Genomic DNA, 13,122 nt, shown 5'->3' with positions numbered 1-13,122 from the left:
CATACGCACCGTGACGGCACACTGGTCTGCATGGACGACAGGGACCGCTACGGACGCGGCAGCGAGAACGTGCAGCCCGAGGGCGCTCGGGTCATGCGGCACGTGCAGCGTTCGACGCCACCTGCCCAGCGGCAGTACGGCGGGCAGCAGCAGGACCAGGGATACGACGACGGCTACGACACCCCGTACGACAGCGGCTACAACACGGGCCAGGTCTACGGGCAGGGCGGCCCCAGCGGACCCGGCAGCCGCGGTGGCGGCCAGGGGGGCGGCCAGGGCACCGGAGGCCCGCGTCCCGCAGCGCGTCCGGGCACCCCGCCGAACTGGCGCCGCCGCATCAAGATCGGTGCGCTCGTCCTGGTCGTCGCGATCCTCGGCGTCTCCATCGGCACGTACTTCTGGGCCGACGGGAAGCTGCGGCGCGAGGTCGACCTGTCCAAGGTCATCGACAGGCCGGACACGGGCAAGGGCACGAACTACCTGATCGTGGGCTCCGACAGCCGCGACGGCATGTCGGCGGCCGACAAGCAGAAGCTGCACACCGGCTCCGCCGAGGGCAAGCGCACCGACTCCATGATCATTCTGCACGTCGGTGACAACGGGAACACGATGGTCTCGCTGCCCCGCGACTCGAACGTCACGATCCCGTCCTACAAGGGGTCCCAGTCCGGCAAGCTCTACCCGAACACGGGCCGCCAGACGAAGCTGAACGCCGCGTACGCGGAGGACGGCCCGGAGCTGCTGGTGCGCACCATCGAGTACAACACCGGTCTGCACATCGACCACTACGCGGAGATCGGCTTCGACGGCTTCGCGAGCATCGTGGACGCGGTCGGCGGTGTGCAGCTGGACATCCCGCAGGCGTTCAAGGACAAGGACTCGGGCGCCGACTTCCCGGCGGGCAAGCAGACCCTCAACGGCGGCCAGGCCCTCGCCTTCGTCCGCACCCGGCACGCGTTCGCGGCCAGCGACCTGCAGCGCACGAAGAACCAGCAGAAGTTCCTCGCGGCCCTGGCCTCCCAGACAGCCACCCCGTCCACCGTTCTGAACCCCTTCAAGCTCTACCCGGTGATGGGCGCCGGCCTGGACACGGTGATCGTGGACAAGGACATGAGCCTGTGGAACCTGGCGTCCATGTTCTGGGCGATGAAGGGTGTGTCGGGCGGCGACGGCAAGCAGATGAACATGCCCATCTCGGGCTCCACCGGCGGCAACCTGGTCTGGGACAAGACCAAGGTCAAGCAGCTGGTGCAGGAGCTGAAGGACGACGACACGGTGACGGTCTCGGGCAACTGAGACCCCCTCGTCCTGCAACAGGCCCCCCGGAACGCGCGAACGCGCAGCTCCGGGGGGCCTGTTGCGTGGCTCTCTACGGCCGCCAGCCGGTCTCCGCCGCCCAGGGCTCCGCGACCGCGACGATCAGGTCGACCACCGGGTCCTTCACATCCGCGTACGTCCCCACGTCCGGGACCGCGCCGGCCAGCGTCCGCTTGAACGCGGCGTATCCGGGCACCGCGCCGGGATGCGCCCGGAACCAGTCGCGGAACAGCAGCGCCAGCCGCTCATTGGGCGAACCGGCCACCCGTACATGGAGGTTGACGTCCGCATCGGCGCCACCCACCGGACGCAGCCACCACATCCGCTTCCCCCAGCGGGCGGGATCGTCGCCGGAACCGGCCGGGACGTGGTCGCGTTCGTACGGGGAGCGCCGGAAGCCCCGGTCCGCCAGCGGCCCGGCGAACGCGTCGGCCGCCGCCGCCAGGTCGTCGACACTCACCTGGAGGTCGAAGACCGGTTTCGCCGCCATGCCGGGGATCGCGGTGGAGCCGATGTGCTCGACGCGCAGCGCCGAGGGGCCGAGCGCTTCGGACAGTTCGGCGGCGATGGCGGGGCCACGTGACTGCCAGGCGGGATCCGGCGGGAGTACGACCGGCCGGTCGGATGCGGTGGTGGCGTCATGGACCATCCGGCCGAGTGTACGGACCGCGCGGCCGTGCGGTGAAGCCGGAGGAGGCCCCGGCGCCGTGCCGGGGCTCCCCCCGCCGGGCCATGCGATAACCGGGGTGGCTACGGGGGCGCGCCATCACGCGTAAGGCATCGGCGTCGCTGGCCAGCCCAGGGACGCAACCGAACCCGCGATGAGGGACCGGGCCGATGCTCCCCGTACGGCCTGCTGCGAGAGACGTTCAAAGGCGCGGGCGTACAGCTCGACCTGGCCGGGCTGGGTGAGCGTGGAGGCGGCGTCCAGGGTGTCGGCGTGCACCCTTCTGTCATCGAAGATCGTGAAGGTGGGCATGGGCCACACGACCCGTTGCTCCAAGAACGGGACAACGCCCACTGCGACGTTCTGAAGCTCCATGACCCCGAGCAGGTGGCCGAGCTGCGCCGCCATTGCCTCGGAGCTGCACAGCCGATAGCGCAACACTGACTCCTCCAACACGAACGAGAACCGGCGCCCGCCCTTGTGGAGCACCCCGTTTCGCCTCATTCGGGCCGCCACGGCGTCGCTCACGTCGTCCGGTGTCCCTCGGAAGTCCGCAATGGAGGACAGGAGGGCGGAGGCGTACGCCGCTGTCTGAAGGAAACCAGGGATCACGTCGGATACATAGACGCGAAAGGTCTTGGTTCGCTGGTACAGGTCGCCGGTGCTCTCTTGGAGTCTCCGGAGGCCGGTCCGCTGGAGCCGCTTCCACTCCACATGCGCTTCGGCGGACTGCCGATTGGCTGCGATCAGGTCCGGGGCCTGGTCCTCAACGGCACAGGCCCGGCACCACGCCCGTATATCGGCATCGGACGGAGGAGTCCTGGCATTCTCGATGCGGGACGACTTCGACTCGGACCAACCGCACCTGACAGCCAGCTCCCGCCCGCTGATCCCCGCGTCTTTCCGGATGTCACGAAGACGGCCGGCCAGGACTTCGCGAACTCTCTGCACGCGTGAGGAAGGGTGTGGGGACACTGAGCCGGCTTTCGTCAGACCTTGTACTGGTGGTGCGGGATCGCTCTGTCCCAAACTCCTGCAAACGCAGCGGAGCACAGTTTCACCGTCTCCGGATCGTCCGTGATCTCATCATCCACAACCGCGCCATCACCTGAGAAGTGATGGACCCGGAGCAACGCATCATCGAAGAGCCAGAAGTCATTGCCCGGCAGGGGGATAGTCGTGGCCTGTCGCCGGGGCAACCAGCGGACCTGCTCCCCCGCCGTAACGTTGGCATGGGTGACGTAGTGCTCCCAGCGGATGTACTCCGATACCGGTTCGGAGACCACGCGCGCCCTTTGGATCACCACACCCCTCGCCACCGTGTCAGCGATCAATTGGTCATACGGATGCCACCAGGATTCGCGGGTCTCCCAGTTGATTCGCTCTCCACGCTTCCAGGCCTCGAAACGCGCGGTGGCAGCGTATGAGTCGCGCAATTCCAGATGGACGGCGGACCGCTCACACTGGCCAAGCAGCTCAGCGAAGCTGGGCACGCTCGACGGCATCACAAGCCTCCCTGACCATCGAAATCATCCGGGCCGGAATCCTGACGATGCCCTCGCTGTCGGGCATCGGCCCATTCGCGGGGCTACTTCCTTCGCACGCCGCCTGAGTCATGGGGCTCGGCTTCCACCCCTGGAACAAAACCTCCTGCGCCTCCGGGTCAGCCCACACGGTAGGGCAGTGGTCCCGGTCGGTGTTGGGGTCGATCCCAATGAACTCTACGGCCATGACAGGCTCCCGGTTCCAGGTACTTGCTCGGACTTGCACCAGCATCTTTGAACTGCGGGAAGAGCGTCAATACCCCATCAAGCCATGCCAATTCCCGTGCAAGCTCATGCAAGTTCGTGGAGACCGTTCCCCTCTGCTCCCTACAGTCACCACATCGACGCGGTTCGACAGGGAGGCGGCAACGTGAGCTGTCCGAGAATTTTGAGCGGTCCGGTACATCTGGCTCCTCCCCTACCGTTCCCGAAGCCTGCGCCGGGGTGTGGGGTTTGTGGGGCGCTGGTCTCGCAACGCCAGACGGCACGGGACAGGGGCGACCTGTCGGCGGCGGCGGATGCCGATGCGGAGATCAGAAATCACCCGCACAGGACGCGAGGGCGGAGATGACGCGGCCTGTCCTGCGCTATGTGCAGCACCGCATCACGGAGCACCCGGATACCCACCCGGATACTGACGTGGCCTTCGGGGCCGAGTGCCTGCACTGCAACTGGAAAGCTGCGCCGGCCGATGACTCGTCGCCCGTCGACACGGAGTGCCTGAGCCACACGGGCCGGTCAGGCCACACAGGTTTCCGGCGTATTCGTACGTCGTTCGCGATGGTGGTCCGCGCCGAGTAGAGACACCACCCCGGTAGCGAAAACCTTGGACAGTCGAGCTACCGGGGTGGGCTGTGAAGTGCCACAACAAGGAGGAAACGAACATGCACGATGTACGCGCATTACTCACCCCTGCCGCGTTCGACGGTGTCGTCGCAACAGTCATCGACAACAACCCCGACTTGGACGAGGCTACGGCGGAGCGGATCGTCACGGAAGCACTCAAGTTCGTGGATGCTGCCGCGCAGTTCCCCAGCGTCAAGATCACGCCGTCCAACGTCGTGGACGAGGGATGGCATGCCCTGGTCTTGCACACGAACCTGTACGAGAAGCTGTGTGAACGCCTGGGCCGGTTCGTGCATCACTGGCCGGAGCGGCCCGACGCCGGACGGCACGATGAACACGCGCTCACGCGGACCGTGGCTGTCGTCGAGCAGGCCGGGCACACCGTGGACGGCGGACTGTGGACGGGCCCGGCCAAGGCCCTGGTCCCGGTGGCGGCCAGCTGCTCCCACACGCCAAAGCCCGGCGGCTGCGGCCCGATCAATCCTGGCAAGTGCGCATCCGGCGGGTAGCTACGCCGGCCCGAGAAGAGGGAAGGTGGACGCGTGGATTCAGAGCAGGCCCGACAAGTTGACGCTCTGTTGCGGCGATTGGGCGTTCTCGGCGTGGTCGCTCCGGAGGCCCCGGAACGCACGGCGGGGGCATGGCGTGTGTATGACAAGGACGACCTCGATTCACGCAGGGACGTGACTGCTGACACGCTGGCGGCTGTGGCCGCCAAGTTCCCTGACGACAAACCCGGAACCAGTCCGACGCGCGGGTTCATCATCCCGCCCTGAGAGGGCAGACCGCCTGAACGGCTTGGAATGATGTGGGACCGGCAACCGAACGCCCCTGTATTAATCAGCAGGGGCGTTCTTTGGTTTGTTCGAGGGGTTCGGAGCAGTGTACGGAACGGGTTGCACCTGAGAGGACGTGGCACGACCGCCGTGCCTCTCGGTTCGAGCCCGAACCTTGTCCACGAGGCTGAGCGGCTGAGGCTTCGCCCCGGGTGCGTTGGCGCACTTGGGGATCCGAAGAGCGTCCTGCACGGAGCGCCATACGAAGTCGCCTGACAGAGGCATGCGAGCGGCCCCCGGCATGATGCCGGGGGCCGTCGTGTTTGTGCAGTCCAGAAGCGGTCCGGAGCCCGGTACCGGCCCAGGATTCGCCCAGCATGATGCCTATGATCAGCCCGAAACGGACCCGCCCGGACCGCTGCCCGCGAGCCATCGCAAACAGCCGCCGGTCTGCGGAAACCTTGCTACGGCAGGTTGCGCGCCATCACGATCCGCTGCACCTGATTCGTACCCTCATAAATCTGCGTGATCTTCGCGTCGCGCATCATGCGCTCCACCGGGTAGTCGCGCGTGTAGCCGTATCCGCCGAGGAGCTGGACTGCGTCCGTCGTGACCTCCATGGCGACGTCGGACGCGAAGCACTTGGCAGCCGCGCCGAAGAAGGTCAGGTCGCCGTCGAGGCGCTCCGACTTCGCGGCGGCCGAGTAGGTGAGCTGGCGGGCCGCTTCGAGCTTCATCGCCATGTCCGCGAGCATGAACTGGATGCCCTGGAAGTCGCCGATCGGCTTGCCGAACTGCTTGCGCTCCTGGACGTAGCCCTTGGCGTAGTCGAGTGCGCCCTGCGCGATGCCGATGGCCTGGGCGGCGATCGTGATGCGGGTGTGGTCCAGGGTCTTCATCGCCGTGGCGAAGCCGGTGCCCTCCTCGCCGATCATGCGGTCGGCGGGGATCCGGACGTTGTCCAGGTAGACCTCGCGCGTCGGGGAGCCCTTGATGCCGAGCTTCTTCTCGGGGGCACCGAAGGAGACGCCCTCGTCGGACTTCTCGACCACGAAGGCGCTGATGCCCTTCGAGCGCTTGGCGGGGTCGGTGACGGCCATGACCGTGTAGTACTCGGAGACACCGGCGTTGGTGATCCAGCGCTTCACGCCGTTGAGCACCCAGAAGTCACCGTCGCGCACGGCCCTGGTCTTCATGCCGGCCGCGTCCGAACCCGCGTCGGGCTCGCTCAGGCAGTACGAGAACATGCCGTCGCCCTTGGCGAGGCGGCTCATGTACTTCTTCTTGAGGTCCTCGGAGCCCGAGAGGATCACCGGGAGCGAGCCCAGCTTGTTCACGGCCGGGATGAGGGAGGAGGACGCGCAGACGCGGGCCACCTCCTCGATGACGATGACCATGGCGAGCGCGTCGGCCCCGGCGCCGCCGTACTCCTCGGGCACGTGGACGGCGTGCAGGTCGGCGGCGGTCAGCGCGTCCAGCGCCTCCTGCGGGAAGCGGGCCTCCTCATCGACCGCGGCGGCGAAGGGTGCGATCTTCGCCTCGGCCAGGGCGCGGACCGAGTCGCGGAGCATGTCGTGCTCTTCGGCCGGGCGGTACAGGTCGAAATCGGGCGAACCTGCCAAGGTCACTCACTCCCCAAGGATGCTAACTACCGTTAAGTAACCCAATTTTAGGGGCTGCCCGCGCCCAGGGATACGTGAGGTTGGCGACAGGGGTAAAGCAGGGGGTCGAACAGCCCGACTATGCTCGGGCGCGCACCCGATCCCGTACGCCTCCTGGAGCTAATCGATGGCCCTGAAAATCACCGTGATCGGTACCGGCTATCTCGGTGCCACCCACGCCGCGGCCATGGCTGAGCTGGGATTCGAGGTGCTCGGGCTCGACATCGTCCCCGAGAAGATCGAGATGCTCTCGCAGGGCCGCGTCCCCATGTACGAGCCCGGTCTCGAAGAGATCCTGCAGCGCCACGTCGCGGGGATCGAGGGGTCGACCGGACGGCTGCGCTTCACCACGTCGTGGGAGGAGGCCGGCGAGTTCGGCGATGTCCACTTCGTGTGCTGCAACACCCCGCAGAAGCACGGCGAGTACGCCTGCGACATGTCGTACGTCGACAACGCTTTCCGCTGGCTCGCCCCGCACCTGAAGCGGGAAGCACTGGTCGTCGGCAAGTCGACCGTGCCGGTCGGCAGTGCGGCCAGGCTCGCCGGGGTGCTGCGGGAGCTGGCGCCCGCCGGGGACAGTGTGGAGCTGGCCTGGAACCCGGAATTCCTGCGCGAGGGCTTCGCCGTCAAGGACACTCTGCACCCCGACCGGATCGTCGTCGGCGTGGAGAGCGAGAGGGCCGAGAAGCTGCTGCGCGAGGTGTACGCGGGGCCGGTGGGCGAGGGGTCGCCGTTCGTGGTGACCGACTTCCCCACGGCCGAGCTGGTCAAGACCGCGGCGAACTCCTTCCTCGCCACGAAGATCTCCTTCATCAACGCGATGGCCGAGGTCTGCGAGGCCGCCGACGGCGACGTCGCGAAGCTCGCCGAAGCACTCGGGCACGACGAGCGCATCGGCAACAAGTTCCTGCGGGCCGGGATCGGCTTCGGCGGCGGCTGCCTGCCCAAGGACATCAGGGCCTTCATGGCCCGCGCGGGTGAGCTCGGCGCCGACCAGGCGCTGACCTTCCTCCGCGAGGTCGACTCGATCAACATGCGGCGCCGCGGACACATGGTGGAGCTGGCGCGGGAGGCCGTGGGCGGCGGCTCGTTCCTGGGCAAGCGGGTGGCGGTGCTCGGCGCGACCTTCAAGCCGGACTCCGACGACGTACGGGACTCCCCCGCCTTGAACGTCGCGGGCCAGATCCACCTCCAGGGCGGCCAGGTCACGGTCTACGACCCCAAGGGCATGGAGAACGCCCGCCGCCTCTTCCCGACGCTCGGCTACGCGGAGACGGCGCTGGACGCGGTGCGCGGGGCGGACGTCGTCCTGCACCTCACCGAGTGGCGCGAGTTCCGCGAGCTGGACCCGGCCGCGCTGGGCGCGGTGGCATCCGAGCGGATACTGCTGGACGGCCGCAACGCACTGGACGCGGTGGCGTGGCGGGAGGCCGGGTGGACGTACCGGGCGATGGGGCGGCCCCGGGCCTGAGGGGCGTCCGTCCCGTAACCCCCCACGCCCGCCAGGGTTACGGGACGGCCCTCGGGGAGTTCGCCCTTCACATCACAGTGCGACCGGCAGGCGGGCCCCCACTCAGCGCATCAGGAGATCGACAGCGACTTCCAGCCGTCCGAGGAAGAACTCCCGTGACGGTGCCTGATGCTTGAGGCCGATCGACGCGCTGATCATCGTCCGCGCGACAGCGAGCGGCTCCCCGCGCCCTGACTCCACGGCGATGGCGTCGGTGATCAGCTCCTCGAAACGCCGCGGCGCGGTCTCGGTCAGCTCACCGAGAAGCTCCGGGTTGGCTTCGATGACCGCCGTGACGTCGCGGGTCAGCGGGCCGATGTACCGGCCCGCCCACCGGTCGAACGCCTCGACGAGACGCTCCGGCAGGGGACGCGCGGTGTCGGCCAGGACGTCTTCGACCGCCCCGATGTCATGTTCCAGGGCCTGGGTGACCGCGGCACGGAACAGGAGCTCTTTCGAGGAGAAGAGGAAGTAGAGCCCCGGCCGGGAGATTCGCGCCGCCTGTGCCACCTCCTCCATCGAGGTCTTCCGGTAACCGAATCGCGCGAACGTGGTCAGGGCCGCGTCCAGGACCGCGGTCCGCCGACTGGTATCGACGACCGCGGAGGAAGGGCGGCCGACATCAGGACTGCTCATGGGCCGAGCGTAGGAGAAGCCTTCGAACTATACAAATACCGTCTACTGCGTATAGTGCCGGTCATGGCTGAGCCCGCGCCCGTCCCCCCGCCCGTCTCCACTCCCTTCACCGCCGCCAGCACCGCCGACGACGTACTCCGGGGCCTCGACCTGACCGGCCTCCGCACGATCGTGACGGGAGGCTCCTCAGGTATCGGCGCCGAGACCGCTCGGGCGTTGACCGCTGCCGGGTCCGAGGTCACCCTCGCCGTCCGGAACACCACGGCGGGCAACGCTGTCGCCGAGGCAATCGGGAAGTCCACCGGGAGAGCCCGGCCCCGAGTCGCCCGGCTCGACCTCGCGGACAGGACGGCCGTCGCGCGGTTCACCGACGCGTGGCGTGGCCCGCTGCACCTGCTGATCAACAACGCAGGCGTGGTCACCGGCGGCCTCGAACGGACCCCTGAGGGCTGGGAGCTGCAGTTCGCGACCAACCATCTCGGCCATTTCGCCCTCGCCACCGGCCTGCACGGCGCCCTGGCCCGGGGAGCGTCCGACGGCGCCGGATCCCGGATCGTCTCGGTGAGTTCGACGGCGCACATGCGTTCCGGCATCGACTTCGGAGACCTTCACCTCGAGCGCCGCGGCTACGACCCGCAGATCGCCTACGCGCAGTCGAAGACAGCGAATTCCCTGTTCGCGGTGGAGGCCACCCGTCTGTGGGCACCGGATGGGATCGTGACCAATACCGTGAACCCCGGCGGCGTCGCCACGGGGCTGCAACGGAACTTCACCGCGCAGCAGAGGCAGTCGCTCGACGCGGCCGAGGCCGCGGGCGTCTTCACGTACAAGACGGTCGAGCAGGGGGCCGCGACCAGCATCGTCGCGGCCGTCTTCCCCGCCCTCGCCCACTCGGGCGGCCATTACCTCGATGACGCGCAAGAGGCATACACCGTCCCGAACGACGCCGACCTCGCGCAGCATCCCCACGGTGTCAAGGAATGGGCGCTCGATCCCGCCCTCGCCGAGCGCCTCTGGGCAGTCTCGACCGATCTGCTGCGCGCTTGAGGGCTGCTCCGTAATCCCTGGCGGCGCACCCCCGTTCCGGGCCCTCTGCGCCTGCGGGGCGCGGAAGGCCCGGAACGGGGGTGCGCGGCGGGGTGCGCCTCAGCCGTCGAGCTCGGCCAGGGTCGCGTTGGACGGACCGCGCTCGGCCTGGAGCCCGCGGGCCACGTCCTCCGCCGCGCGCAGCACCCGTACGGCGTTGAGCCAGGTCAGCTTGGCCAGGTCGGGCTTCGACCAGCCGCGCCCGATCAGCTCACCGATCAGGTTCGGGTAGCCCGCCACGTCCTCCAGGCCCGCCGGGGTGAAGGCCGTGCCGTCGTAGTCGCCGCCGATGCCGATGTGGTCGACCCCGGCGACCTCGCGCATGTGGTCGAGGTGGTCGGCGACCGTCGACGCCGTGGCCATCGGACGCGGGTGCGCCTCCTCGAAGGCGCGCTGGACCTTCAGCCCGGCAGGGGTGGTGTTCAGGTGGTGCAGCCCGTGAGTGCGCATGTTCTCGTCCGCGCGGGCGGTCCAGGCGACCGCCTCGGGGAGGATGAACTTCGGCACGAACGTGGCCATCGCGATGCCGCCGTTGGCCGGGAGCTGCGCGAGGACGTCGTCCGGGATGTTGCGCGGGTGGTCACAGACCGCGCGGGACGAGGAGTGCGAGAAGATCACGGGCGCGGTCGAGGTCGCCAGCGCGTCGCGCATCGTGGATGCCGCCACGTGCGAGAGGTCCACCAGCATGCCGGTGCGGTTCATCTCGCGGACGACCTCGTGGCCGAAGGCGGTCAGCCCCCGGGCCTTCACGACGTCGGTCGCCGAGTCCGCCCAGGCGATGTTGTCGTTGTGCGTGAGCGTCATGTAGCGCACGCCCAGCGCGTGCAGGGCGCGCAGCGTGCCGAGCGAGTTGTTGATGGAGTGCCCGCCCTCGGCCCCCATCAGCGAGCCGATGCGGCCCTGGCTCCTGGCCTTCTCCATGTCGTCGGCGGTCAGCGCCCGGACCAGGTCGTTCGGGTAGCGGGTGAGCAGCTGGTCCACCACGTCGATCTGCTCCAGCGTCGCGCTGACCGCGTCCTCACCCGCCATGTCACTGCGGACGTAGACCGACCAGAACTGCGCGCCGACGCCGCCCTTGCGCAGCCGGTGGATGTCGGTGTGCAGATGGCCCGTCTGGTCGCGGGCGATGTCGAGCGCGTCGAGGTCGTACCGGACGTTCTCGCGCAGCGCCCAGGGCAGGTCGTTGTGGCCGTCCACGACCGGGTACTCGGCGAGCAGATCCAGCGCTTCGGTGAGGTGCTTGCTCATGGGAGGCCTCTACTTTCCGAATCCGAAGGAGCCCGCGCCCGCCACCTTGGCGCGCAGCCGGGTCCCCTTCTCCGTCGCCTCGTCGTTCAGTTCCTGCTGGAACTTCCGCATCTTCGCCTGGAGCCCGGCGTCGGACGCGGCCAGGATGCGGACGGCGAGCAGTCCCGCGTTGCGCGCGCCGGCCACCGAGACCGTCGCCACGGGGACACCGGCGGGCATCTGCACGATGGAGAGCAGCGAGTCCATGCCGTCCAGGTACTTGAGCGGTACCGGGACACCGATGACCGGCAGCGGGGTGACCGATGCCAGCATGCCCGGCAGGTGGGCCGCTCCCCCGGCGCCCGCGATGACCGCCTTGAGCCCGCGGTCCGCGGCCTGTTCGCCGTACGAGATCATCTCGCGCGGCATCCGGTGCGCGGAGACGACATCCGCCTCGTACGCCACACCGAACTCGTCGAGGACCTTGGCCGCCGCCTCCATGACGGGCCAGTCGGAGTCCGAACCCATCACGATGCCGATGAGGGGAGACCCGGAAGGAACAGATGCCTCAGGAGCTGACGGAGAGGTCATTCGGTGATCGTCCCTCGCAGATATCCGGCGGCGTGACGGGCGCGGTCCAGCACGTCGTCGAGGTCGTCGCCGTAGGTGTTGACGTGGCCGACCTTGCGCCCCGGCTTCACGTCCTTGCCGTACATGTGGATCTTGAGCTGTGGATCGCGGGCCATGCAGTGCAGATACGCCTGGTACATGTCGGGGAAGTCGCCGCCCAGGACGTTGCACATGACCGTCCAGCCGGCCCGCGGGCGCGGGTCGCCCAGTGGGAGGTCGAGGACCGCGCGCACATGGTTGGCGAACTGCGAGGTGATCGCGCCGTCCTGGGTCCAGTGGCCGGAGTTGTGCGGGCGCATCGCCAGCTCGTTGACGAGGATGCCCGGGGTGCCGTCGGGGCCGCGGGTCTCGAAGAGCTCGACCGCGAGGTGTCCCGTCACGTCCAGCTCGGCGGCGATCCGCAGGGCGAGCTGCTGGGCTGTGCCCGCCAGCTCCTCGTCGATGCCGGGCGCGGGGGCGATCACCGTGTCGCAGACCCCGTCGACCTGCTGGGACTCGACCACCGGGTAGGCCACCGCCTGCCCGTGCGGGGAGCGCACGACGTTCGCCGCGAGCTCCCGTACGAAGTCGACCTTCTCCTCGGCCAGGACCGGGACGCCCGCCCTGAAGGGCGCTTCGGCGTCCGCGAGGGAGCGTACGAACCAGACACCCTTGCCGTCGTAGCCGCCCCGGACCGTCTTTAGGATCACGGGGAAGCCACCCACCTCGTCCGCGAAGGCGACCGCGTCGGCCGGGTCGGAGACGATGCGGTGGCGGGGGCAGGGGGCGCCGATCGCGGTGAGCCTCTCGCGCATCACCCCCTTGTCCTGGGCGTGCACCAGCGCGTCGGGGCCGGGCCGGACGGGGATGCCGTCCGCCTCCAGGGCCCGCAGATGCGCGGTGGGCACATGTTCGTGGTCGAAGGTGATCACATCGCAGCCGCGCGCGAAGTCGCGCAGCGTGTCCAGGTCGCGGTAGTCGCCGATGACGACTTCGCTGACCACCTGGGCCGCCGAGTCCTGCGGGGTGTCACTGAGCAGCTTGAATCTGAGGCCGAGGGGGATACCCGCCTCGTGGGTCATCCGGGCGAGCTGTCCGCCACCGACCATGCCGACTACGGGGAACGTCACGTACACCAGGGTATCCGCAGGCCCATGGCCCGCATGCCAGCACGTCACAGCCTTGAGCAGGCACCCGAACGGCCCACTGGTTAGCATGGTCGCGTTGACACAATCGACCGAAC

14 protein-coding genes are annotated in these 13,122 nt (G+C 68.6%); 5 read left to right on the top strand and 9 right to left on the bottom strand.

What is annotated here, in order from left to right; translation table 11 throughout:
• Positions 1–30: 30 nt before the first annotated feature.
• On the top strand, positions 31–1,296 hold the full coding sequence (locus tag OG584_RS21880) for an LCP family protein (RefSeq protein WP_405780237.1): 1,266 nt from the start codon (positions 31–33) through the stop codon (positions 1,294–1,296).
• Between the two features lie 73 nt (positions 1,297–1,369).
• Here the strand turns inward: OG584_RS21880 and OG584_RS21875 are convergent, their stop codons facing one another.
• The 4 genes from OG584_RS21875 to OG584_RS21860 form a co-directional block, all read right to left on the bottom strand.
• Complete coding sequence (locus OG584_RS21875; protein ID WP_405780236.1) at positions 1,370–1,966, bottom strand: GrpB family protein; 597 nt, start codon at positions 1,964–1,966, stop codon at positions 1,370–1,372.
• 117 nt (positions 1,967–2,083) lie between these two features.
• The gene (locus OG584_RS21870; protein WP_405784219.1) at positions 2,084–2,959 is read right to left on the bottom strand and encodes a helix-turn-helix domain-containing protein; all 876 of its coding nucleotides are present in this window, start codon (positions 2,957–2,959) and stop codon (positions 2,084–2,086) included.
• Between the two features lie 14 nt (positions 2,960–2,973).
• The gene (locus tag OG584_RS21865; protein ID WP_405780234.1) at positions 2,974–3,489 is read right to left on the bottom strand and encodes a DUF6879 family protein; all 516 of its coding nucleotides are present in this window, start codon (positions 3,487–3,489) and stop codon (positions 2,974–2,976) included.
• Entirely contained in the window at positions 3,461–3,715 is a 255-nt protein-coding gene (locus OG584_RS21860) for a hypothetical protein (RefSeq protein WP_405780233.1), read from the bottom strand. The genes OG584_RS21865 and OG584_RS21860 overlap by 29 nt, the downstream gene beginning before the upstream one ends.
• A 697-nt stretch (positions 3,716–4,412) precedes the next feature.
• Between OG584_RS21860 and OG584_RS21855 the strand changes: the two genes are divergently transcribed.
• Both OG584_RS21855 and OG584_RS21850 read left to right on the top strand, forming a co-directional pair.
• Positions 4,413–4,883: a glycine-rich domain-containing protein gene (locus OG584_RS21855; RefSeq protein ID WP_405780231.1), complete on the top strand. Its 471-nt coding sequence runs from the start codon at positions 4,413–4,415 to the stop codon at positions 4,881–4,883.
• Between the two features lie 33 nt (positions 4,884–4,916).
• Positions 4,917–5,150, top strand: coding sequence for a hypothetical protein (locus OG584_RS21850; protein WP_405780229.1), 234 nt, complete (start codon positions 4,917–4,919; stop codon positions 5,148–5,150).
• 464 nt (positions 5,151–5,614) lie between these two features.
• On the opposite strand, the gene OG584_RS21845 is transcribed toward OG584_RS21850, so the two are convergent.
• Complete coding sequence (locus tag OG584_RS21845; RefSeq protein WP_405780227.1) at positions 5,615–6,772, bottom strand: acyl-CoA dehydrogenase family protein; 1,158 nt, start codon at positions 6,770–6,772, stop codon at positions 5,615–5,617.
• A 166-nt stretch (positions 6,773–6,938) separates the two neighbouring features.
• Between OG584_RS21845 and OG584_RS21840 the strand changes: the two genes are divergently transcribed.
• Complete coding sequence (locus tag OG584_RS21840) at positions 6,939–8,282, top strand: UDP-glucose dehydrogenase family protein (protein WP_405780225.1); 1,344 nt, start codon at positions 6,939–6,941, stop codon at positions 8,280–8,282.
• A 102-nt stretch (positions 8,283–8,384) separates the two neighbouring features.
• Here the strand turns inward: OG584_RS21840 and OG584_RS21835 are convergent, their stop codons facing one another.
• Positions 8,385–8,957: a TetR/AcrR family transcriptional regulator gene (locus OG584_RS21835; protein WP_405780224.1), complete on the bottom strand. Its 573-nt coding sequence runs from the start codon at positions 8,955–8,957 to the stop codon at positions 8,385–8,387.
• Between the two features lie 63 nt (positions 8,958–9,020).
• On the opposite strand from OG584_RS21835, the gene OG584_RS21830 reads away from it, so the two are divergent.
• The gene (locus OG584_RS21830; RefSeq protein ID WP_405780222.1) at positions 9,021–10,004 is read left to right on the top strand and encodes an SDR family NAD(P)-dependent oxidoreductase; all 984 of its coding nucleotides are present in this window, start codon (positions 9,021–9,023) and stop codon (positions 10,002–10,004) included.
• Positions 10,005–10,103: 99 nt separating this feature from the next.
• On the opposite strand, the gene OG584_RS21825 is transcribed toward OG584_RS21830, so the two are convergent.
• From OG584_RS21825 to OG584_RS21815, 3 genes are read right to left on the bottom strand one after another with little or no spacing between them, the layout of a single operon-like run.
• Positions 10,104–11,291, bottom strand: coding sequence for a dipeptidase (locus tag OG584_RS21825; RefSeq protein ID WP_405780220.1), 1,188 nt, complete (start codon positions 11,289–11,291; stop codon positions 10,104–10,106).
• A gap of 9 nt (positions 11,292–11,300) precedes the next feature.
• Positions 11,301–11,861, bottom strand: coding sequence for a 5-(carboxyamino)imidazole ribonucleotide mutase (purE, locus tag OG584_RS21820; protein WP_405780219.1), 561 nt, complete (start codon positions 11,859–11,861; stop codon positions 11,301–11,303).
• Complete coding sequence (locus OG584_RS21815) at positions 11,858–13,009, bottom strand: 5-(carboxyamino)imidazole ribonucleotide synthase (protein ID WP_405780217.1); 1,152 nt, start codon at positions 13,007–13,009, stop codon at positions 11,858–11,860. The genes purE and OG584_RS21815 overlap by 4 nt, the downstream gene beginning before the upstream one ends.
• Between the last annotated feature and the right edge of the window lie 113 nt (positions 13,010–13,122).

The sequence above is a fragment of the Streptomyces sp. NBC_00859 genome (genome assembly GCF_045161865.1).
Taxonomy (GTDB): Bacteria; Actinomycetota; Actinomycetes; order Streptomycetales; family Streptomycetaceae; genus Streptomyces.
This window is presented reverse-complemented; position numbering and strand designations above follow the sequence as displayed.